Source organism: Gillisia sp. Hel_I_86 (genome assembly GCF_007827275.1).
In the GTDB taxonomy this organism is placed as follows: domain Bacteria; phylum Bacteroidota; class Bacteroidia; order Flavobacteriales; family Flavobacteriaceae; genus Gillisia.
Genome location: NZ_VISE01000001.1, coordinates 3488838 through 3511649 on the forward strand (window position 1 = coordinate 3488838; position 22812 = coordinate 3511649).

At 37.2% G+C, this 22812-nt stretch carries 23 protein-coding genes and 1 other RNA gene; 15 read left to right on the forward strand and 9 right to left on the reverse strand.

What is annotated here, in order from left to right:
- Positions 1-3 precede the first annotated feature (3 nt).
- Positions 4-432 carry a DUF2147 domain-containing protein gene (locus JM83_RS15695; RefSeq protein ID WP_261376756.1) on the forward strand — a complete coding sequence of 143 codons (429 nt, stop codon included), beginning with the start codon at positions 4-6 and terminating at the stop codon, positions 430-432.
- Between the two features lie 284 nt (positions 433-716).
- A complete protein-coding gene (gene priA / locus JM83_RS15700; RefSeq protein ID WP_144963060.1) occupies positions 717-3170 on the forward strand; it encodes a primosomal protein N' in 2454 nt (817 codons plus the stop codon).
- 303 nt (positions 3171-3473) lie between these two features.
- Here priA and JM83_RS15705 read toward each other — a convergent pair whose 3' ends face one another.
- On the reverse strand, positions 3474-4154 hold the full coding sequence (locus JM83_RS15705; protein ID WP_409994700.1) for a LytR/AlgR family response regulator transcription factor: 681 nt from the start codon (positions 4152-4154) through the stop codon (positions 3474-3476).
- A gap of 221 nt (positions 4155-4375) precedes the next feature.
- On the opposite strand from JM83_RS15705, the gene rpsF reads away from it, so the two are divergent.
- The 4 genes from rpsF to JM83_RS15725 all read left to right on the forward strand — a co-directional run bounded on the left by rpsF (position 4376) and on the right by JM83_RS15725 (position 6262).
- A complete protein-coding gene (gene rpsF / locus JM83_RS15710) occupies positions 4376-4714 on the forward strand; it encodes a 30S ribosomal protein S6 (protein WP_010229179.1) in 339 nt (112 codons plus the stop codon).
- Between the two features lie 2 nt (positions 4715-4716).
- Positions 4717-5013: a 30S ribosomal protein S18 gene (rpsR, locus tag JM83_RS15715; protein WP_026838831.1), complete on the forward strand. Its 297-nt coding sequence runs from the start codon at positions 4717-4719 to the stop codon at positions 5011-5013.
- Positions 5014-5026: 13 nt separating this feature from the next.
- The gene (gene rplI / locus JM83_RS15720; RefSeq protein ID WP_144963062.1) at positions 5027-5476 is read left to right on the forward strand and encodes a 50S ribosomal protein L9; all 450 of its coding nucleotides are present in this window, start codon (positions 5027-5029) and stop codon (positions 5474-5476) included.
- A 309-nt stretch (positions 5477-5785) separates the two neighbouring features.
- Entirely contained in the window at positions 5786-6262 is a 477-nt protein-coding gene (locus JM83_RS15725; protein WP_144963063.1) for a DUF6495 family protein, read from the forward strand.
- Here JM83_RS15725 and JM83_RS15730 read toward each other — a convergent pair whose 3' ends face one another.
- Positions 6263-7504: an ABC transporter permease gene (locus JM83_RS15730; protein WP_144963064.1), complete on the reverse strand. Its 1242-nt coding sequence runs from the start codon at positions 7502-7504 to the stop codon at positions 6263-6265. It abuts the gene before it with no gap.
- Positions 7505-7851: 347 nt separating this feature from the next.
- Between JM83_RS15730 and hisS the strand changes: the two genes are divergently transcribed.
- Positions 7852-9222, forward strand: a complete 1371-nt coding sequence (gene hisS, locus JM83_RS15735; RefSeq protein ID WP_144963065.1) for a histidine--tRNA ligase — start codon at positions 7852-7854, stop codon at positions 9220-9222.
- A gap of 67 nt (positions 9223-9289) precedes the next feature.
- On the opposite strand, the gene JM83_RS15740 is transcribed toward hisS, so the two are convergent.
- The 3 genes from JM83_RS15740 to JM83_RS15750 all read right to left on the reverse strand — a co-directional run bounded on the left by JM83_RS15740 (position 9290) and on the right by JM83_RS15750 (position 11789).
- On the reverse strand, positions 9290-9622 hold the full coding sequence (locus JM83_RS15740) for a CCC motif membrane protein (RefSeq protein WP_144963066.1): 333 nt from the start codon (positions 9620-9622) through the stop codon (positions 9290-9292).
- A gap of 25 nt (positions 9623-9647) precedes the next feature.
- Complete coding sequence (locus tag JM83_RS15745; RefSeq protein ID WP_144963067.1) at positions 9648-9932, reverse strand: DUF2752 domain-containing protein; 285 nt, start codon at positions 9930-9932, stop codon at positions 9648-9650.
- Positions 9933-10040: 108 nt separating this feature from the next.
- Positions 10041-11789 carry a T9SS type A sorting domain-containing protein gene (locus tag JM83_RS15750; RefSeq protein WP_144963068.1) on the reverse strand — a complete coding sequence of 583 codons (1749 nt, stop codon included), beginning with the start codon at positions 11787-11789 and terminating at the stop codon, positions 10041-10043.
- A gap of 86 nt (positions 11790-11875) precedes the next feature.
- Between JM83_RS15750 and JM83_RS15755 the strand changes: the two genes are divergently transcribed.
- Both JM83_RS15755 and JM83_RS15760 read left to right on the forward strand, forming a co-directional pair.
- A complete protein-coding gene (locus JM83_RS15755; protein WP_144963069.1) occupies positions 11876-12082 on the forward strand; it encodes a hypothetical protein in 207 nt (68 codons plus the stop codon).
- A 2-nt stretch (positions 12083-12084) separates the two neighbouring features.
- On the forward strand, positions 12085-12636 hold the full coding sequence (locus JM83_RS15760; protein WP_144963070.1) for a Smr/MutS family protein: 552 nt from the start codon (positions 12085-12087) through the stop codon (positions 12634-12636).
- Here JM83_RS15760 and JM83_RS15765 read toward each other — a convergent pair.
- Positions 12633-13580: a hypothetical protein gene (locus tag JM83_RS15765; protein ID WP_144963071.1), complete on the reverse strand. Its 948-nt coding sequence runs from the start codon at positions 13578-13580 to the stop codon at positions 12633-12635. The genes JM83_RS15760 and JM83_RS15765 overlap by 4 nt on opposite strands.
- An 87-nt stretch (positions 13581-13667) precedes the next feature.
- Between JM83_RS15765 and JM83_RS15770 the strand changes: the two genes are divergently transcribed.
- Both JM83_RS15770 and JM83_RS15775 read left to right on the forward strand, forming a co-directional pair.
- The gene (locus JM83_RS15770) at positions 13668-14816 is read left to right on the forward strand and encodes a cysteine desulfurase family protein (protein ID WP_144963072.1); all 1149 of its coding nucleotides are present in this window, start codon (positions 13668-13670) and stop codon (positions 14814-14816) included.
- 110 nt (positions 14817-14926) lie between these two features.
- On the forward strand, positions 14927-16321 hold the full coding sequence (locus JM83_RS15775; protein ID WP_144963073.1) for an IS4 family transposase: 1395 nt from the start codon (positions 14927-14929) through the stop codon (positions 16319-16321).
- 229 nt (positions 16322-16550) lie between these two features.
- Here JM83_RS15775 and JM83_RS15780 read toward each other — a convergent pair whose 3' ends face one another.
- The gene (locus tag JM83_RS15780; protein WP_186435019.1) at positions 16551-18239 is read right to left on the reverse strand and encodes a M23 family metallopeptidase; all 1689 of its coding nucleotides are present in this window, start codon (positions 18237-18239) and stop codon (positions 16551-16553) included.
- Between the two features lie 181 nt (positions 18240-18420).
- Between JM83_RS15780 and JM83_RS15785 the strand changes: the two genes are divergently transcribed.
- The 4 genes from JM83_RS15785 (at position 18421) to rny (ending at position 20792) form a co-directional block, all read left to right on the forward strand.
- Positions 18421-18711, forward strand: coding sequence for a hypothetical protein (locus tag JM83_RS15785; RefSeq protein WP_144963075.1), 291 nt, complete (start codon positions 18421-18423; stop codon positions 18709-18711).
- A 9-nt stretch (positions 18712-18720) separates the two neighbouring features.
- Positions 18721-19014 carry a cell division protein ZapA gene (locus JM83_RS15790; protein ID WP_144963076.1) on the forward strand — a complete coding sequence of 98 codons (294 nt, stop codon included), beginning with the start codon at positions 18721-18723 and terminating at the stop codon, positions 19012-19014.
- Positions 19015-19069: 55 nt separating this feature from the next.
- A non-coding RNA gene (gene ssrS, locus JM83_RS15795) (6S RNA) lies at positions 19070-19176 on the forward strand.
- A gap of 50 nt (positions 19177-19226) precedes the next feature.
- Entirely contained in the window at positions 19227-20792 is a 1566-nt protein-coding gene (rny, locus tag JM83_RS15800; RefSeq protein ID WP_144963077.1) for a ribonuclease Y, read from the forward strand.
- 70 nt (positions 20793-20862) lie between these two features.
- Here the strand turns inward: rny and JM83_RS15805 are convergent, their stop codons facing one another.
- Both JM83_RS15805 and xerD read right to left on the reverse strand, forming a co-directional pair.
- On the reverse strand, positions 20863-21813 hold the full coding sequence (locus tag JM83_RS15805; RefSeq protein WP_144963078.1) for an aldo/keto reductase: 951 nt from the start codon (positions 21811-21813) through the stop codon (positions 20863-20865).
- A 71-nt stretch (positions 21814-21884) separates the two neighbouring features.
- The gene (gene xerD / locus JM83_RS15810; RefSeq protein ID WP_144963079.1) at positions 21885-22787 is read right to left on the reverse strand and encodes a site-specific tyrosine recombinase XerD; all 903 of its coding nucleotides are present in this window, start codon (positions 22785-22787) and stop codon (positions 21885-21887) included.
- Between the last annotated feature and the right edge of the window lie 25 nt (positions 22788-22812).

The following is a 22812-nucleotide window of genomic DNA, read 5'->3' on the forward strand; positions in this document are numbered from 1 at the left end:
AACATGAAAAACCCTACTTTATTGTGCCTCTTGCTTTTTTACATGGGCTTTAACTCTCAGGCACAATCTGTGTTGGGGAAATGGAAGACTGTAAATGAAGAAACCGGTTTATCTACCTCGATTATAGAGATCTATAAAGTAGGGGATGAGCTAAACGGTAAGGTAGTTAGGATCTTGAAGGAAGAAGATAGGGATAGGGTTTGCACCAAGTGCGAAGGAGAATTGAAGAATATGCCAATTGAAGGTATGGTGGTGATGACGGGACTGGAGCGATCTGGGGATGAATATGCCGGGGGGGTGGTAACAGATCCAAAAAGCGGAAAAATATATAGATGCAAGATCTGGTTGGATGAGGATAATCCTGAAAAGTTGAAAGTGAGAGGATATATATCTTTTTTCTACAGAACTCAAACTTGGTTACGAGCAAATTAAAAATTTGAACAACGCATTGTTGAAAAAATCCACTCTTTTAAGGAGTGGATTTTTTATTTGAAGTAAAAAGAAGGTTAAATTTGTAGGTATATCCGCTTTCTTAACCGTATTGCTTTAAAATGTCACATGGAACGTCCCGATAGCAATCGGAATTGTTTCAGAATCTCATTACAATGTAAATCAATACAATATTAAGACCCTGAAATAAATTCAGGGTGACGAGAGAACTATTAGGACAAAAAAAGGATATACATTAAATTTGTTGACCAACTTAAAGATACTGCATGGGTTTTTATATAAATGTAATTCTACCGCTTCCATTAGAAATGCAATTTACCTATGAGGTTTCCCAAACAGAGTCTGAAATCTTGACTCCTGGAATGCGGGTTGCAGTGCCTTTTGGCAAATCGAAAATACATACAGGAATAGTTGCTTCCATCCATAATACTGCACCAGAAAAGTATGAAGCCAAGGAGATTGAGCAGATCCTGGATAACTCTGCAATAATTACTGAAAATCAATTGAAATTCTGGAATTGGATCTCCTCTTATTATATGTGTGCAGGAGGGGAGGTACTTAAGGCAGCACTGCCCGGGGGCTTCTTGTTGGAAAGCGAAAGTTTAATTCAGCTTTTACCATCCGGAACCGGGGATGGTGCAAAACTGGATGATCAGGAATACCTCATTTATGAAGCCTTGCAACGGCAATCGTCCCTTAAGATCAAAGAGATTATGCAGCTGTTGGATAAAAAAACAGTATTACCTGTTATTAATAGGTTGGTTTCTAAAGGAATTGTGGTTGTTAACCAAGAAATTTTCGAGCAGTATAAACCCAAGTTGATACGCTATGTAAAATTGAACGAAAAGCACCTCCCAGAAAATAAAATGCATCTATTGCTAGATGAACTTACCAAGGCCCCAAAGCAGAAGGCGGTGATTTTAACTCTTTTTCAACTACAGGCACAGTCCAAAAAACCCCTTGAGTTAAAAGTGCTTTCCAAAGCTAGTGGAACTTCTACTGCTGTAATCAAGAGCCTAATAGATAAGAAGGTGTTAATTGAATACCATTTACAAAAAGATAGGATCCAATTCAATATCGATGAGGTAGATCAAAAAATGGTATTAAATGAATGGCAACAAACTGCATTTAAAGAAATAACGGATGCCTATCAAGAAACAGATGTTTGTTTGCTACACGGCATTACCTCTTCAGGAAAAACCGAGATCTATATAAAACTTATTGAGCAAACGATTAAGGAAGGAAAGCAGGTGCTCTATTTGCTTCCGGAAATAGCTTTAACAGCTCAATTGGTTTCCCGGTTGCAATCCTTTTTTGGAGAACAAGTTTTGGTGTATCACAGTAAATATTCTGTGAACGAACGCATGGAAGTGTATAAGCATGTTTTAGATAATAATGAGAAAGCAAAGATCATTTTAGGAGCACGTTCTGCTATATTTCTACCTTTTAAAGATTTGGGTCTTATTGTAGTGGATGAAGAGCATGAGACCACTTTTAAGCAATTTGATCCCGCACCAAGATATAATGCCAGGGACGCTTCGGTGGTATTGGCAAAGCTTCATGGCGCAAAAGTGCTTATGGGATCGGCGACACCTTCTTTAGAGTCTTATTATAATGCCACCCATAATAAATACAAGCTTGTTTTTTTAGACCGAAGATATGGGGATGTGTTGCCTCCGGAAATTGAGATTGTAGACCTCAAAGAGAAGTACAAAAAGAAGCAAATGACCGGGCATTTTTCCGATAGATTGTTGGAGGAGATCAAAGTAACCCTCGAAGAAGGGGAGCAGGTGATCTTGTTTCAGAATAGAAGAGGCTATTCCCCAATTTTAGAATGTATTACCTGTGGGCATTCCCCACAATGTCCCAACTGTGATGTGAGCCTTACGTATCACAATCATAACAATCAGTTGCGATGTCACTATTGCGGATATCATATGGCAATGCAAAAGCAATGTATGGCTTGCGAAAGTGTAGAACTCACTACAAAAGGTTTTGGGACCGAGCAAATTGAAACAGAATTGAAATCTTTGCTTCCTGAAGCCAGGATTGGGCGTATGGATTTGGATACCACTCGCGGGAAACATGGACATCAAAAAATAATAAGCGCTTTTGAACAGGAAAGTATCGATGTCTTGGTTGGCACCCAGATGCTTAGCAAGGGCCTCGATTTTAGAAAAGTGAGATTGGTGGGTATTATGAACGCCGATAATTTGCTGAATTTTCCAGATTTTAGGGCACATGAACGCAGTTTTCAACTAATGCTTCAGGTAGCGGGGAGATCTGGAAGGACCAAAAATAGGGGAAAGGTGATCATTCAAACCTATAATCCGCATCATCAGATAGTGAAGCAGGTTTCAGAAAACAACTATTTGGAAATGTACAAGGAGCAATTGGAAGAACGCTACCAATACCAATATCCGCCATATTATAAACTAATAAAATTCACTATTAAGAGTAAGGACTATTCCAAAACCAATGATGCAGCCGATTGGATTGCGAAGTCCTTGGCCAACGTATTTAAGGAGCATGTTCTGGGACCGGAATTTCCACCAGTTGCCAGGATTCGCAACGAATATTATAAAAATATCCTATTAAAGATCCCGCCAAATCAATCCTTGGGAAAAACAAAAAAATATATTCACAAGATCTTGACCACTTTTAAGGCAATTGGAATGTGGAGAAGTGTACGAGTGATTACGAATGTAGATCCTTCGTAATTTATAAATTTTCAATCATGAGGTTACAGAAAAAAGATCGCTTTGCTCAAAGAAACAAGAATAAAGATATAAATTTAACTATAAGTATTAATTTTCAAAATGAAATCTAACCAAAACAAGATCAAATGCATGCTCCTGCATACGCCCACCTGAATAGCATAGTCGGACATGTTAACTACTTCTAATCATTATTAATACTGGGTGCTCGCAAATCTCTGCAATATTTGTCGGACAGCAACAATCCTATCTTATAAATAACTAAGAATACCTAGTGAAAATTATATTGCCTAAAAAAAGAGGAATTTATTGCATCGCGCTTAAAGCTTCAATAAGATTGGTTTTCTTATGCCTGCTTAATGGGAGTTGCTGTTTGTCGATCTCAATGTTCTTGCTATTATAACGTTCAACCTTTTCAAGATTTACTATATAAGACTTATGAATTCTTAAGAACTTATCTGATGGTAACTGCTGTTCAAAAGATTTCATGGTGGCGAGTACTACAAACGTATCCTTTTCAGTAACAAACTTAACGTAATCCCCTAACGCTTCTATGTACTTTAATTTATTAAGAAACACCTTTCTGTTCTTAAGATTGCTTTTTACAAAAATGAAATTTTCGTCTTCTACGGGAACTCCATTGATCTTTAACTGATAAAGATTGATGGCCTTTGCAACTGCATTGTTAAAACGCTCTTTATTAACAGGCTTATGGATATAATCTACCGCATCGTAATCGAATGCTTTAAAGGCATATTTTGTTTTGCCCGTAACGAATATAATTTGAGGTTTATTTGGTAGGTCATCCAAAAGTTCGAATCCGGTAAGGATTGGCATTTCTATATCCAGAAATATCAAATCGACTTCAGTATCCAACAATCCATTTTTGGTTTCAATGGCATTATTGTATTGTGCTACCACCTTTAAATTGGGGTGATCCATAATTAGCTTTACAATAGATAAACGCTGTAAGCTAGAATCATCCACAACTGCGCATTTAAGTAAAATTTCGTCCACGTCTTGATAAGGTTAAGTATAAACAATATTACTCATTAATTTTTAGTAATACAAGGTAAAAGGCAATTTCATCGGACAACAGCCTATTAACCTGCACTAATAAAAAACAAAATGCGCGTTATAAGAAAGGCTTTGTGGATAATAAAAATAATGGTACTTTTGCAGCCAAATTAATTTTAAATCATATTTTTATGAATCACTATGAAACTGTTTTCATCTTGAATCCCGTTTTATCTGATGAACAGATAAAGGAGACAGTTAAGAAATACGAAGATTTTCTTGTTTCTAACGGCGCCAAGATGGTATCCAAAGAAGATTGGGGGCTAAAAAAATTAGCTTATGCAATCCAACACAAAAAAAGTGGGTTTTACCACTTATTCGAATTTCAAGCTCCAGGTGAGGTTATTAACCCATTGGAAGTTGAATTTAGAAGAGAAGAGCGTATGATGCGTTATCTAACTGTACGTTTAGATAAACATGCTATTGCTTGGGCAGAAAAAAGAAGAAATAGAAACAAAGAAAAAGCGTAGTTATGTCATCTATTGAACAACAAGCAAAAGGAAAAAAAGACGGAGAAATCAGGTATTTAACTCCGCTAAACATAGAAACCAACAAGGCTAAAAAGTATTGTAGGTTTAAGAGATCTGGTATTAAATATATCGACTATAAAGATGCAGATTGGTTATTGAGCTTCGTAAACGAGCAGGGTAAATTGTTGCCACGTCGTTTAACTGGAACTTCTTTAAAATATCAGCGTAAGGTGGCTGTAGCGGTTAAACGTTCCCGTCACTTAGCATTAATGCCGTATGTTGGCGATTTATTAAAATAAGAAAGAGGCAATTATGGAATTGATACTTAAAAAAGACGTAGAAAACCTAGGATTTAAAAATGATATGGTAACTGTTAAGCATGGTTACGGTAGAAATTTTTTAATTCCTCAAGGTTTTGCAGATTTGGCAACTCCTTCAGCAAAGAAGGTATTAGCTGAAACTATAAAGCAACAAGCTTTTAAAGAACAAAAGAACATAGATGCAGCTAAAAAACAAGCTGCCAAACTAAACGGACTGGAATTGAAACTTACTGCAAAAGCAGGGGGTGGAGACAAGATGTTTGGATCTATTACCAATGGAGACTTATCTGGGGCATTAGCAAAAGAAGGAGTGGAATTGGAGAAAAAATTTATTACGATCGCCGGTGGGAACATCAAGCGTTTAGGACAATATGAGGCAACTTTGCGTTTTCACCGTGAAGTGATCTCTACCTTTACTTTTGACGTGATAGCCGAGGCTTAATCAAATAATTTATAAGAGCTGCTTAAAGAATATCCACGATATTTTTTGAGCAGCTTTTTTTTATGCTTATTTTAAAAGAACATATTAAAAAGTCTTATTTCTTTTATAATACTAAAATTGTTTGTCCGGAATGTATCCCAAACATAAAAGGGGCGTCATTCTGAACTTGTTTCAGAATCTCATTACAATGAAAATCAACACAATATTGAGACCTTGAAATAAATTCAGTGTGACGAAAGTACTATTGAACAAACAATAGATATACAAGAATAAAAAAAATATACATTTATAACTTTTCAGGATTAAAAGATGAAATATAACAGACTTAGCAAAGAGCAATTTGAAGAATTACATCAGGAATTTATTAATTTTCTTGCCTCACAATCTATAACAGCAGATGAATGGGACGACATTAAACGCGATACGCCCAAGCTTGCAGAGGATGAATTGGATGTTTTTAGCGATTTGATCTGGGAAGGAGTATTGGAAAAAGTAACTTATTTGGAGCATTTTTCTAAGCATCAAATGTATTTGTTCAATATCACCATGGCAGAAATTAAACTTGTCGCAGTAAAAGTAGAGAACGAAGCAATAGATATTACCACCAGGGAAGGGTATCAATGGCTTCAAAGTAATTTGTTAGATGATGCGGTGAACCTTTATACTTCTACCAAAGCGGTAAGCGAGGATAGGAACAAGGATATTTTTGCTTTGATAAAGCAAGGGGCTGTCATTACAAAAGGTAAGTTGTTCGAGTATTTTAACGATATGGTAGAGAATAATTAATTATTCGTACCTCAAGGATTCTATAGGATCTTGTTTTGCAGCTTTATTGGCAGGATAACTTCCTGCAAGAATGGCCACTAAAATAGTAATCCCGGTTGCCCATAACATCGCTTTCCATGGCGTTACAAAGTCAAAGTCGGCTACAGATGCTACGGCATAGCCAATTAAAATGCCGAGTATAATTCCCAAGATTCCTCCTAGTTGCCCAATAATCAATGTTTCCATAAAGAACTGAGTGGCAATGGTACTTTTCTTGGCTCCCAAAGCTTTCCGAATCCCGATTTCCCGGGTTCTTTCCGCCACAGAAACCAACATGATATTCATTAAGGCGATGGAAGATCCAAAGATTGTGATAATAGAAATAATCCACGCAGCAATGTTTAGATATCCAGTAATGGAGAGAATTCTATTGATAAGATCATCACTTTTTTCAATTCCAAAATTATTTTCTTCTACAGGGTTTAGCCCGCGAATGTTTCTGAAAGTGATAATTGCTTCACTTTGTGCAGCTTCCATTAATTCTTTGTCATCCACTTTTACACTGATGTTGTAATTGATATTGGGTTGGGTAAAGATGGATCTCGCTGTTTCAATCGGGATCAATACCCGTAAATCTTGGTTGTTCCCGAAGGTGGAACCCTTGGATTCCAAAATCCCGATTACCTGGAATTTTACTCCTCGTACACTAATCGTTTTACCAATAGGATTTGTATTCTTGAAAATTCCATCGGCAAAATCGGCTCCCAGGATGGCAACTTTGTTGTTGTTCTGAATATCGAAATAGTTGAATTCACGACCATTCTCCAATTTTAGCCCAGAGTTGGTAAGGTAATTCTCGTTGACTCCTAAAACAGACACTTCCGGATCTGTCTTTTCACTTTCATATTTTACTTCGGCATTTCCGGTTCCATTAAAGGAAAGGGACGTCTGGGTTTTCGGAAAAATAAACTCCTCTTTAAAGGTTCTAACTTCCCTATAAGATAAAATAGGATTTATTTTCTCTTTTTCACTTCCACCACGTCTTTGAGTGGTAAATTCATAGCGCTGTAGATTAAAGGTATTGGAACCCATCGAGGCAAAATCGCTACTAATGGTATTTTCCAGTGCACTAACTGCACTAAGAATACCTACCAATGCGGTAATCCCAATTGCGATAATCAATACAGTGAGAATGGTCCTAAGAAGCTGACTTTTAATAGATTCAAAAGCAATCCTTACATTTTCCTTAAAAAGTTGAAACATAATATCTTCGGTCTAACAAAAAGATTAGACTATGAAGATACCTATATGTTACTTAAATTTTGAAATTTGTTTCGGTTCGTTTAAAAATTAAGATATTTGCAGCGGTAATAATATTGAAATAACTGCTGTAAATATCCATTTTTACTTCGTTAGTTTTAGATTTATCGGTTTCAAGTTTTATCCCCCTCAGCTATCCCGTACTTCGGGAGAAGGGGCTAAAAAACATCTCGACTTCGCTCGATGTGACCTTTGAAATAATATTAGAAAAAAAAGGATTTATTATATTAACTTTTTTATTTCGAATATTGTTTACCAACTAGTTTATTAGAATATCACAAAATAAAATTATGGCACAAAAACCCTCGATCCCTAAAGGTACCAGAGATTTTTCTCCAATAGAAGTTTCTAAGCGGACTTATATAATGAATACTATTAAAGCACAATTCGAAAAATTTGGTTTTCAACCTATTGAAACGCCTAGTTTTGAAAACTCAGATACGTTGATGGGAAAATATGGGGAAGAAGGGGATAGGTTGATCTTTAAGATTTTAAACTCGGGAGATTTTCTTAAAAAAGCCGACCAAGAAGCTTATAGTAATTTCGATAGTTTAAAACTCACTCCGTCTATTAGTGAAAAAGCCCTGAGGTACGATCTTACAGTACCTTTTGCACGATATGTGGTTCAGCATCAGAGCGAGGTAGAATTTCCTTTTAAGCGCTACCAGATACAGCCGGTGTGGAGAGCCGATAGACCACAGAAAGGAAGATTTAGGGAATTTTTTCAGTGTGATGCGGATGTTGTTGGAAGTAACAGCCTATGGCAAGAAGTGGAATTCATTCAGCTATATGATGAAGTATTTACAAGTCTTAATCTGGAAGGTGTTAGTATAAAACTTAACAACAGAAAAGTGTTGTCTGGTTTTGCCGAAGTGATTGGGGAACAAGATAAATTAATAGATTTTACGGTTGCGCTGGATAAGCTGGACAAAATAGGGGAAGAAGGGGTTAAAAAAGAAATGCTGGAAAAAGGAATCTCTTTGGAAGCCTTAAAAAATATTCAACCAATTTTCGGACTGAAAGGTAACTTCGGCGAGAAAGTGGATGTGTTAAAGCAAATTCTTTCTAAATCAGAGATAGGAATGAAAGGGGTGGAAGAATTGGAATTTATTCAGAATGTGATTTCAGAACTGCCATTGAAATCTGCCATTTTAGATCTGGATGTTACCTTGGCACGAGGCTTAAATTACTACACAGGAGCTATTTTTGAAGTTGCGCCTCCCGCAACTGTAAAGTTGGGGTCTATTGGAGGCGGTGGAAGATATGATGACCTTACAGGCATCTTCGGTTTAAAAGATATGAGCGGAGTTGGGATTTCTTTTGGTTTGGATAGGATTTACCTTGTGTTGGAAGAACTCGGACTTTTCCCAGATACAGTTACTGCCAATACCAAAGTGTTGTTTATAAACTTCGGCGAAAAGGAAGCCCTTTATGGATTGAAGGCCGTTCAGAAATTAAGGGATGCAGGAATTGCCGCGGAAATTTATCCAGATGCTGCCAAGATGAAAAAACAAATGAATTATGCCAATAGACGGGAAATTCCATTTGTAGTGCTTGCAGGAGAAGAAGAGATGAAAAATCAAGTCTACGGACTTAAAGACATGCTTTCTGGAGATCAGGAAAAAATATCCTTAGAAAAACTTATTGAACGATTGAAATAGATCCTATAATAAATACAAAGGCCCAGAAATGCCATATTTCTGGGCCTTTGTATTTATAGATATTAAATTACATACCCTGTTTTTCCATCATTTCACGCTGAAATTCTTCCAATCCTTCCATTCCTCCATGGAAAATAAGCATTCCAATAAAAGTCAATAAAAACAGTACGCTTAGTATCAAACCTATAATGGCCAAGATTCGTCCTATTTTTACATTTTGATATCCCAAATACATTTCTGGATTTGCATTATAAATTTCCATGGCTTTTTTTGCCAAGATCAAGGTTATAATTGCAAATATTGCACCTACAATCCCATAACAACAGCAACCTAAAATAGATAATATTCCCAAAATTAGTATAAGGGTGGCGTTTGGTAATTCTTGTTTATTTACTTCCATAAGATGACTTTGTTTTTAGTTGGTTTTAGTTGAAAAAATAGTATATTTTAGTTAAATAGCTAGCAGCCAGTACGATTGCGGTAATAAGTATAAGTGTAATTTTAATGAAATAGTCTTTCTGGAATTTATAGAAAAGGTTGAATATCACAAACCCCAATAAAATGAGTATCGGATAGATAGCCGGGAACATAAGAAATGCTCCATGAAAATCGCCATTTAACAATAATATAACTGAACGTTGGCCGCCACAGCCATAACATTCAATTCCAAAAAGCTGTTTATTTAAACAGGGAAGTAATAATTCTTCCATAGTTTCGATTTCCCTCTCTGAGGGTTTATTTTCCCGAGGTTGGCCTCGAAATTTTTAATAGTAATACCCATCCAGGTAATTTCTAACGGATTTGTCTGAGATCGTATATTAATTTGAAATTATCACTTTTTTGGAAATTATCGTAGCATTCTTGTTCGTTATTTTCAGAATATATAAACCTTTGCTTAATTTTCTAGTGGAAAATTCATGATAATGCTCATTAGTAATTCCTTTTTTCCCCAGGATCTTTTTGCCCAAGCTGTCAAAAAGTACAATATCCATAGGAATGGATTGTTCAGGAATCCTTATTTCCAATCTCGATTCGGGATTGTTCTGAAAAATACTATAATTATTAATATCCTTTACAATCTCCCTATTTATATAGATTTGTTCCTTATTGGTATAAGTGAGTTTGAATCTTTCCGAATATTCACCGGCATCCAAATTGAGTATTATGGGACCATTGCTTAGATCGTGATATTTATTGGTAGAAGAGTCCAACAGAAATACTTTAGACTTAAATCCTTTTATTTCAGCAATACTAAAAACTATTTCTGTTGTTTTTGCCAGCACTATAAAAAGAGGAATTTCTTCGAGTTCGTCCAGTGGCCTTACATTAATAATATAATTTTCATCTTCTATCATCCAACCAGCGTTAGAACTTAGCGTTTCAGGGTTAATGGCATCCATTGCATGGTCTGCTGCTATAGTTGCGTTATCGCGAAGCACCAAAAGCAGTTGTCTAATATAGTTGTCCTGTAATTCAATATTCAACCTTAGCATTGGAAACTCTTCGGTTTCTGAACTTTTTAAACCAACTTTCTTGGATTTGAATTGAGATAAAAGCTGATCTTCTTTTATAAAGTTTCGGTATTTATTATCGAATGTGATATTTCCATCCCGACTCCCTATAACAATAAAACCTTGGCCTATCGGAGAGAATCTTCTGGCGTAATAAGCTCCTAAAAGCCCTGTTTCCCCCAACGTATTTCCAGCACCATCAAATTTGTTAAAGATGGCCGGGACATACCCATATATCCCAGCTCCAGGTGAATACACCCCGTAACCGCCCTCATATTCCTTTAAATAGTGGGAGTCTATAAACTGGGAATCCCAGAAATATGCAATGCCAGTAGTGTTTGTATTATCTTGGAGAAAAGCATTAAGGTCTAGAGCAGAAGGGTAAGGGTTGCCAATGAGTTTACTATCGCCCTCCTGGATATCCAATTCATATACCCCTGAATTTGGTTTTCCCCGTAGATCATAGCGTTGTTTATTGCCTGGATTGTTAGGGACATTATAAATATTTATAGCGGTATTTGTGCCGTTCACTCCTTTCATGGTAAAGCCTTCGCCAGGTGGAAGATCAAAATTGTTCCCGATAAATTGCCAGTCGGAATATTCTGTTCCAGAAAATTTATAGATCCATTTATTAGAAATGCTTAAGGGCTGGGAAATTCCATTATAACTTGAAGTGATTATTGCCGGATTGCTTTCGGTTCTAGTAACCGGATCGAAAAATAGGCTTCCAAATCTGCTATTGGTTTCAGTATTACCAACTGGCAAGCTCCAATAATTATAGGTAAAATTGCTGGCGTTTCCTTCCTGAAAAACAGAAATTATTCCATCCCCACTATTGTTAGAATTGGCTTTTCCTTGAAGCAGTTGAGCTTCGTTTCTTAAATAAAGACTAGGTTGTTTATCCAGGTTGGCAATTAAATTCATTTCCTTTTCCACAAATAATAGTGAGCCTTCGGAATATAAATAAATATTTGAATCTTGAGATGGTTTTATGGTTAATTGAGAATGCCCAATGTATGGTACAATAAATAGCACTAAAATGTATATTTGCCTCATCGCCCTGTGATTTTAATTAAAAATAGGGTTTTATTCAATTGAAAAACAACCCTAAAAGGTTTTTAAGTGTTAAATATCAGTATATTATGAATAAAAAACATGGTCAAATCATCAATACTGTCCTTATCGTAATAGGTGGGGGAATATTGATATATACCATTTCTGAAGAGGATAGAAATAAATATTTACAGATTTTAGGCTTGGTAATTTTGATGTTTGGATTGTACCGTGCTACCAATTTCTGGGTAGAAACCAAGGACGATGAGGACGATAACAATGATGAAAAAAGTTAGTTATGAAATTTGAAGTCAATGATAAAGTAGAGGTGCTGGATGACGCTTTGGAAGGAAAAGTGATCAATATGGATGGGGATACTATTTATGTGGAAACTTCTGAAGGATTTTTAATGGAATTTCATGCTTCAGAATTGGTTAAAATAGAAGAGGAGCAGAGTAGGATGATCGCTTCGGAAAATATCCCTATTTCGCAAATAATAAAGGAAAAGCAGCCAACAAAGCGGATTAAGGCTGAAAAGGTAAAGTCGAAGGATCGCAGTGCTCCTCCAATGGAAGTGGATCTTCATATCGAAAAATTGGTAAATTCGTTTAGGGGAATGAGCAATTATGATATTTTAAACCTGCAATTGGAAACCGCAAAACGGCAAATTAATTTTGCTGTTAGCAAACGGATTCCAAAAATCGTGTTTATCCATGGAGTGGGTGAGGGCGTTTTAAAAGCAGAGCTAGATTATCTATTGAGTAGATATGACAACCTTAAATTTTATGATGCGAATTTCCAGAAATATGGATTGGGTGCTACCGAGGTCTATATTTATCAGAACTCTTAATTATCGATTTCGGTAGTTGTAGGGACTATAATTAAAGGCGTAGAGGTTGAATTATATTCTCCTAATCTATAAGATTCAAAGGAAATCACTTCTCCGGTCCCATCTTGATTTTGTAATTGTAAATTTTCTATTTTAATTATAGAGGTGTATTTTACATTAAATTTATTTTCTTTTACGAATGTTACCTCTAGAAAACTACTTGTAACAGTTGGATTTAAATAATTTGCTAATCCCTCTGCGTTAGCATTTTCTAAAACTGTAGGATCTTGAAATTCTTCTGAAACTTCAAATTTTGTTTTTACAGTATCATTGTCATCATCGTCGTCCAAATAATTTGGTATATCATCTTGATCAGTATCTCTATATCCATCTTCATTAACGAAATCCTCATTAGGATTTTCTATTTCTCTAGATGTAAGTACATTATCTCCGTCATCATCTATATCATATTTATCATCAATTCCATCGCCATCTGTATCACCATCAAATTCATCTACGTCCTTTATTCCATCCCCGTCACTATCTGTTGAGTCAAGATAAATTCTTGTAGTAGAAATTTTAACCGTCCCACCAACACTTACAAATTCCTGAATAACCTTTGGACTGCTTGGTGGTAAAGAATTGCAGAAATAATCTGTAGTTATACTGCCATCATAAACACGATAGTTTATTTTGTTATTACTATCAAGATTAAAACTAATATCAGTTTCTGTTTTTGTGGTTAATATGCTTGCTAAATCACTAATTGCGGTATTGCTAGAAACTAGAGAAATGGATTCAAATATATCATCACTGTTTATATTGAAAAAAACTTTTGGTCTACCAATTTTATCACAACTTGATAAAGTATCATCTTCAAAATCAAAATTGTTTATTATGATATCTCCATCATCGCAGGAGGTAAAACCAAGCAATAAAAAAAGGAGATAAAAGTAATTACGCATAGTTTCCGTTTTCCACAAAAATAAAGTATTAGGATTTTATAGCAGAGCATCCTTTAAATAATTTTATTTCTTTTATTTTTGTCTTCGATGAGAAAAGTATATTTAGACAGTGCCGCTACCACGCAAATGCGTGACGAAGTTATAGATAGAATGACAACAGTGATGAAAGATTTTTACGGAAATCCCTCTTCTATACATAGTTACGGAAGGTCATCTAAAGCTTTAATCGAAAATGCTAGAAAGGCCATAGCTTCTATTTTAAATGTCACTGCGGCCGAAATCATCTTTACTTCGGGTGGAACCGAAGCCGATAACCTGGCGCTTAATTCTGCTGTCCGGGATCTAGGGGTGAAGAGGATTATCACTTCTAAAATAGAACATCATGCGGTTTTGTACACCGTAAATCAGCTTAAGGAGTGTTACGAGATCGAGGTGGAATATGTAAATTTGGATACTACCGGAAATGTAGATCTTTTACATTTGGAAGAAGTACTCAGCAATTCTGAAGCAAAAACATTGGTGAGTTTGATGCATGTGAACAATGAAATTGGAAACTTATTGGATGTTCAAAAAGCAGGAACACTTTGTAAAGAACATAAAGCTTTGTTTCATTGTGACGCCGTGCAGTCCATAGGGCATTATAAAATGGATCTTAAGGAAACACCCATAGATTTTACTGCGGTGAGCGCTCATAAATTTCACGGACCAAAAGGAGTTGGATTTGCATTTATTCGTAAAAACAGCGGACTTAAACCGTTGATTTTTGGAGGAGAACAAGAGCGCGGACATCGTGCCGGGACAGAAAGCGTACATAATATTGTTGGGCTGGAAGAGGCTTTTAAATTGGCTTATGCGAACCTAGAAGAAGAGACAGCCTACATAAGTTCTTTAAAAACCTATTTTATAGAGCAATTAGAAGAAAATATTCCAGGAGTGAAATTCAACGGAAATTGTAAGGATTTTACAAAAAGCACGTATACCTTGGTAAATGTTTGTTTGCCAATTCCACCGGAGAAAGCTTTAATGCTCTTGTTTCAATTAGATCTTAAGGGGATCGCTTGTTCTAAAGGTTCTGCTTGCCAAAGTGGAAGCGATAAAGGCTCCCACGTTCTAAGCGCTTTCCTTTCTGAAGAAGATATGAACAAACCTTCTCTTAGGTTTTCCTTCTCCAGATTTAACACTAAAGAAGAACTGGATTATGTGGTTGCGGTGCTTAAAGAGTTTATGGAGAGTTGAGATTTTTGAATAATTGATAATTCTATTCTTATGTCATCCCGACCTTAGGACTATCGTGTGGACACAATTATTTACTAGTTTAAGGGATTAGCATTAATTTTACTCAAAAAATGAGAAGGGGGCTCACAGGCTTAGGGGATAAACGTTTGGTTTATCGGGGCAACAAGATTTTATCGGACCTGTTCAGCAAGAGCGTCCATTCGATCCGTCAGCTCAGCAGGAACGAATCAGACGCAAAGGCCGTTTACCGTTTTTTGCAGAACGATAGGGTCAGTGAAGAAGATATAGTAGAGAACCTGGTACATAATTGCCAGATGGCTTGTGCGGGCAAATTTGTTGTCTGTATCCAAGATACCACGGAGGTCAACCTAAGCAGCCATGGTAATAGGATCAACAAAGATGGCTTTGTGGGCACGACCAATGCGAAGAATTCCCAGGGACTGGGGTTCTTTGTCCACCCAAGTTTGGTCTTGGATGCCGTGAGCGGCACCCCCTACGGCTATTCTGATATTAAGATCTGGAACAGGTCCTTGGACTTCAAATCAAAGCATGAAAGACAGTACGGCAAGCTGCCCATGGAAGAAAAAGAGTCCTATAAGTGGATAGAGGTGTCCAAAAACACACAGGCCTCACTAAGGGACGTGGTAGCGGGAATGGTGATCGTACAAGATAGGGAAGGGGATATCTACGAACAGTTTGCAAGCATACCAGATGCACGAACAGATCTATTGATAAGGGCCCGTGCGGATAGGACCTTGGCGGATGGGTCAAAATTGTTCAGCTGCCTGGCGGACCAGCCCTGTCAAGGGTCCTATGAGGTACAGGTGGATGCCTGTGCAAAGACCAGAAGGAAAAAAAGGACCGCAAAAATTGAAATCAGATATAAAGAGGTAGAACTGAAAAGGACCAGGGCGGCCAGCAAGGCAGTGGCGCCCAGCATAAAACTATATCTGGTGGAGGCCAAAGAGGCTAACCGGACCGGACCGGACAGGGTGTGCTGGAGGTTATTGACAAGCCTGCCCATAGAGACCCTGGAAATGGCAGAAATGTGCGTGGAATGGTATAAGTGGAGGTGGACGATAGAAGAGGTGTTCAAGATATTGAAAAAAGAGGGCTACAATATCGAGGCGTCAGAGCTGGAGCATGGGTCATCGGTAAGAAAACTGAGCTTGTTGATAATGGAGGTCATCATCCAACTGTTCTTGATGCGGCTGGCGTATGCAGTACCAGAAGGAGAGATGAGCGCCGATAGCTGTTTCACGGAAGAAGAGCAAGCGTTTTTAGAGCACCAGATAATAAGACTGGAAGGTAGGACAGGGAAACAAAAAAACCCGTACAAGGAAAAAGGGCTAAAAAGATATGTTTGGGCGATAGCTAGACTTGGCGGATGGAAAGGCTATGAAAGCAAAAGGCATCCCGGCATAACGACCCTATGGATAGGACTGAAATATTTTAAGGCGGCCATGGAAGGGTGGACGATTCATAAAGATGTGTCCACACGATAGGACCTTAGGAGGGATCTCTAGTTAAATTGTTCCTCTTGTATTGAGATTCTTCAGATCACTACGTTCCCTTCAGAATGACAACTCTTTTTATTGTTAACTTGACCCAGTAGGATCTGCTCTGAGATCCTTTAACAGTCTTAATTCGAGGTGATTTTAAATACGTCGATTTCCTATGCTAAGTATTTTTTTTTATCGGGTTTCAGGATGGCATTTGCTGTTCTTTAAAAACCTATTTTCTAAAAAAAGTAGCTTCGTAGGTACTGCTGTTGCCCACATTATCTGTTACGATCACCTTTAATTTGTTTTCGGTTTCTATAAGCACAGCATCACTAAAATTATGAGTTAGCATATTGTTCTTATACTCATATTCCATCAAAATAAATTTGCCGTTGACCGTTGCCCGGTAGCTTTTTATCCCAGAAAGGTCATCTGTAATCTTTAGTTGTAGATCGCTGTTACTTGAAATCCATTGTCCGTCCTTAAAGTTTACTGGAGTGATGGAAGGAGGCTTGATATCCGCCACCAACGTATAATCCCCAAAAGTACGAACACCTGTGGTAAACCTATTTTCTTTTTTATAGGTGGTAGAATAACTTGGCCTTCCGCGATATCCCAATCTGGCAATGAACATCTTTTCCTTGCTCTCTGCAGAATACTTGCTTACATCAAAACCAATGGTAATATTACTGTGAATGGGAGTATCATCCTTATGAAAATGAAGGGTGTCCCCGGTAAAAGAAATATCCAAAAAGGTATCTTCATACAAACTACCCTTTGGGATATACACATCTATTCCGTTTTCTTCAATGGTAAAGGCTTGCGCAGCTTTTGCAAGATAATCGGTCTTTTTGGCGTTTTTTGCAATTGGCTTAGTAGGTTGCTCCCCTTTAATTGGCACTCGTATCACGCGTTCGTTCCCAGCAAAATCACGGATAGTAATATTATATAAATAGGTTAAACTGTCCTGAATATTGATGGTTCCTTTATTTACCACATTTCGGTAAACACTTAACGGATTGTTTGGTTGCACATATAGCCTTGTGATCCTGCTTTTATTGTTACTGAAATATTCATAATCTATCATTTGGTTTAAATGCCGTGACTCTGAAAATGAAAAGCGATCGAAATTTAGCTGAAAAATGGAGTCTCCATTTAAAACAGCATCTATTTGATAGATCCCGTTATTATTGGCTGCGCCGTCCTGTTTGTCTGTAGTATCCACACCAAAAGCAACCTCACCACAGGCATTTATTTGTTCAGCCTTAAAAGAACCATCTTTAAGCGGAGTAAGTTTAACCCGTTGCCGTTCTCCAGAACTGTTCACATGCGCGTTCTCTCCCAAAGGATACACCCACAAACTATTTACGGTGGGAGCTTGAGTATCCTTGATCTCAATTCCGAATAAATTAGGGTTCATAGGTCGCTGTTGGCCATCCCTTATTTCAAAATGTAGATGTGGGCCACCACTTCCACCGGTATTCCCACTAATAGCAACCAATTCACTGGCAGTAACCTTTAGTTCATTGGCCTTTGGGAAAAGCTCTATTTCATATGTTTCTTTGGCGTATTGCTGCTTTTTGATATATGCTTCTATTTCTGGGGAAAATTTTTGAAGATGACCATACACCGTTGTAAATCCATTTGGATGCTGAATATAGAGCGCCTTGCCATAGCCATAATGTTGGATATTGATCCTGCTTACAAAACCATCTCCTGATGCTAAAACAGGAAGTCCTTCCCGCTGTTGGGTCTTTATATCCATCCCAGAATGAAAGTGATTGGAGCGCAATTCCCCAAAAGTTCCCGAAAGCACCAAACCTACATCCAAAGGGTTTTGAAAGAAATCTGAAGGTATTTTGGATTGGGCGTTTAAAGCAGCATTTAAAAGCAATAATGTGAGGGCAAAAATCTTCTTCATAGTCATATTAAGCAGCATTTTTATGGGGCGATAAATATAAATAAACTTTTAGAAATAATTAAAGCTTTGGTTTAATGTAACTTAGATTAAATTCAATGTATTTGAAAAATAGCTCTAAAAGTATTGGGAAATTTCAAGCGGTATGTTAACTTTGTGAATATTAGTAGCACGTTGAGCTTTTATGAGTGATTTAACGGAAATAGTTGATAGTCTTGAAAATAGAATTAGCAAGTTGCTTCATAAGTATGAGGCTACAAGGCAGTCACAGCATTCAATTCGGGAAGAATTAGCAATTTTGAAAATTGAAAATGAGCGTTTATCTGAAGAAGTGAAAAATTCAGAAAAACGAATTCAAACACTAAAAGCCGCCAACGCAATGCTAGGCAGTAACGATTATAAGAAAGAAACCAAGCTCAAAATAAACGGTTTAATAAGGGAGATTGATCAATGTATAGTTCAACTTTCAGAATAAAAACAATAAATGTCCGACAAGCTTAAAATCAAATTATCTATTGCAGATCGCGTGTATCCTCTCACCATTCAGGCTGAACAGGAAGAAGGCTTGCGCAAGGCTGCAAAGAAGATAGAAGCGATGATCAAGCAATTTGAGCAAAGTTATGCCGTAAGGGACAAGCAAGATGTATTGGCTATGTGCGCCTTGCAATTTGCCGCCCAGACCGAGCAAAAATCTATAGATAATACTAGCGAAGTGCAACTGATGGAAGAAAAATTGAGATCGCTCAATAATCTTCTTCAGGAACAATTAGCTACCTAGTTCTTTTAAATAGCATTAAGGTTTACTGCCTGTATTAGTGATATATATTTGATAAACTCAACACGAATTCTTTGAAAAGGGTGAGTTTAAGCTGTAAAAGCGTGCCGTCTTAGAGCGGATACTTGATCAGCTTGTTAGCCCTAAACTTATTTTAAGGGGTTTATACAAAATTTGATCTAGTACAGGCTTTTTTATACAATTAAATTAAATATATGGAATCAATAATAATTATGATAGTTGTCGGGATAGTGGGTGTAGCAATTGGTTTTGCGGTCGCTAAATATCTAGAAAAGAATCATGCTTCAAAAATCACCAAAGGTGCCAAGAAGTCGGCAGCTGCAATTTTAAGGGAAGCAAAAGCTGATGCCGAGAACATCAAAAAAGATAAAATTCTTCAAGCTAAAGAGAAGTTTATAGAATTAAAGACTGAACACGAGAAAGTAATCCTTTCCCGTGATAAAAAGATCCAAGATTCAGAAAAAAGGACCCGCGATAAGGAATCTCAAGTATCTAGTGAACTAGCCAAGAACAAGAACCTTAATAAGGATTTAGAAGATAAAATAAAGGACTACGATCATAGAAATGACTATCTGGAGAAAAAGAAACAGGATATAGATAAGCTGCACCACAGTCAAATCCAACAGTTGGAAGTGATATCTGGATTATCTGCGGAAGATGCGAAGTCGCAACTTACAGAAACTTTAAGGGATATTGCAAAGGCCGATGCCATGGCACTTATTCAGGATACCATAGAAGAGGCCAAATTAACCGCGCAGCAAGAAGCAAAGAAAATCATTATAAATACCATTCAGCGAATAGGTACAGAAGAAGCTATTGAGAATTGTGTTTCTGTGTTTAACCTAGAGAGTGACGATGTTAAAGGTAGAATAATTGGTAGGGAAGGTAGAAATATTAGGGCGATAGAGGCCGCGACCGGAGTAGAAATTATTGTGGATGATACTCCTGAAGCGATTATTCTCTCTTGTTTTGATAGTATTCGTAGGGAGGTAGCCCGTTTATCCCTTCATAAATTGGTTACAGATGGTAGAATACACCCTGCTAGAATTGAAGAGGTTGTTAAGAAAACCAGAAAAATGATAGATGAAGAAATTATAGATATAGGGAAGCGTACTGTTATTGATCTTGGAATTCATGGATTACATCCAGAATTGATCAAAGTGGTGGGTAGAATGAAATACCGTTCTTCTTATGGACAAAACCTATTGCATCACTCAAGGGAAGTAGCAAAACTATGTGGGGTGATGGCAGCAGAACTTGGCCTGAACCCTAAATTAGCGAAACGGGCAGGACTATTGCACGATATTGGTAAAGTGCCAGATACCGAAACAGAAATACCGCACGCAATCCTCGGAATGCAATGGGCAGAGAAATATGGAGAAAAGCCAGAGGTATGTAATGCAATTGGAGCCCACCATGATGAAATAGAAATGACCTCTTTACTATCTCCCATCATACAAGTATGTGATGCGATAAGTGGTGCAAGACCTGGAGCAAGAAGGCAAGTGTTGGATTCTTATATCCAAAGACTTAAAGATCTTGAGGAAATTGCCTTTGGATTTGGAGGGGTTAAGAAAGCCTATGCGATCCAAGCAGGTAGAGAGTTGCGGGTTATCGTGGAGAGTGAAAAAGTGACAGATGATAAGGCTGCAAACTTATCTTTCGAGATCTCACAAAAGATCCAAACAGATATGACGTATCCTGGACAGGTTAAAGTAACTGTAATTAGGGAAACCAGGGCAGTGAACATTGCTAAATAGGTCTTAGTACTGAATAATAAAAAATCCCGCACTCAGCGGGATTTTTGGATTTATGGGAATGGTGCAAACCCTATTTTTCGTCGTAGATATCGCTATAACTGTTGCCTTTGGTAACAAAAAATTCGCCTGTAACGTACCTAAAACGTTCATCTAGACCAGCTATTTGTTTTAGATCTTCTTCATCCAGTTTAAGACCTGTACTTTCTAGGTTTTCAATTATCCTGCCTTCATTCGTAGACTTTGGGATTACGGATGTTCCCCGTAGCGTGTTCCAATTTATAACAATCTGGGCAGGAGAGGCTCCATGTTTTTTTGCAATTTTTTGGATCACCTTATTTTTTAAAAGCGAAGGCTCATCGGGAGCTTTCATTGCATCGGTTCTATCTCTGCTTCCTAAAGGTGAATATGCGGTAAGGTGAATATTGTTCTTACTGCAAAATTCCAACAATGAGTTTTGTTGCAGGTAGGGGTGCAATTCTACCTGATTCACTTCTGGGCCTTCCTCGGTCTTGGATAAAAGGTCTTCTAATTTGGTTGCACTAAAATTAGAAACTCCCACATGCCTTGTAAGACCTGTTTTTTTTGCTTCCAACATCTTTTTCCAGGTTTCTATAATTGGGGCTTCTTCCAAAGACAAGTAATCCTCATCTTTTTCCGGGTTAGTGACACCTGGTTTAAAGGCTACCGGCCAATGAATAAGATAAAGATCCAAATAATCCAATTGTAGATCTTTTAATGTTTGTTTTAGTGCAGGAATTACATCTTCAGGTTTGTGCGCATTGTTCCAGAGTTTGGAAGTGATCCATAGTTCCTCCCTTTTTACAATGCCTTCTTTTAGAACTTCAGAAAGTGCTTCTCCTATTTCTGCTTCATTCCCATAAATAGCAGCACAATCTATATGTCTATAGCCATTTTTAATGGCAGTTTTTAAAGCGTTTCCTACTTCTCCTTTATCAGATTTCCAAGTGCCTAGTCCTATAGCAGGCATTTTGTCCCCATTTTTAAATTTCAAATACTTCATTTTTATAATTTTTACTGAATTTACTTAGGAAGGAGCTTAATAAAAAATTAAAGCAGGGCTTTAGCAAAACATTAGTAATTGCTTCTGGGATGAAAACTATGTATTACTTGTTTTAAATGGCTTTTGTCCACGTGCATATAAATTTCTGTGGTTGTTATGCTTTCATGGCCCAACATGAGTTGTATGGCTCTTAAATCGGCTCCATTCTCCAATAGATGGGTTGCAAAGGAATGCCTAAAGGTATGCGGACTTGTTTTTTTATGAATTCCAGCTTGTTTGGCAAGATTCCGAACAATGGTAAAGATCATGGCTCGGGTAAGTGATTTCCCCCTTCGGTTTAAGAATACAATATCTGAAGCTTTAGGATGTATGGCATTATGGTTCCTGGAATTTTGAAGATATTCAGTAATATAATCCTGCGTTGTATCACTTATGGGAACAAAGCGTTGTTTATCTCCTTTCCCGGTTACCTTAATAAAACCTTCCTTAAAAAACAAATCAGAAATTTTTAGATCCAATAGTTCTGAAACCCGGAGTCCGCAGCTGTACAAGGTTTCAATAATTGCCTTATTTCGCTCTCCTTGTGCACTGGAAAGGTCTATATTAAATATCATTTTATCTATTTCAGCAAGGGAAAGCACATCTGGAAGTTTCCTTCCAACCTTGGGAGATTCTATGATTTCCATGGGATTATGTTCTCTATAGCCTTCAAAGATCAAAAAGTCAAAAAAACTTTTCAATCCTGAAATTAATCGAGACTGAGATCTGGGATTTAATGATTTGGCAACTTCAAAAATAAATTGTTGGAGTATCTCTGAGGAAATTTTTATTGGAGAGATAGAAATGTTATTTTCTTCAAGATAGTTAATAAGTTTATGAATATCCAAAGAATAGTTAGCAACAGAATTAATGGATAATCCCCGTTCTATCAACAAATAATTCTTATAGTCTAGCGAGGCTTCCTTCCAATTCATGTTTAAGGTTATTAACAAATAGCTA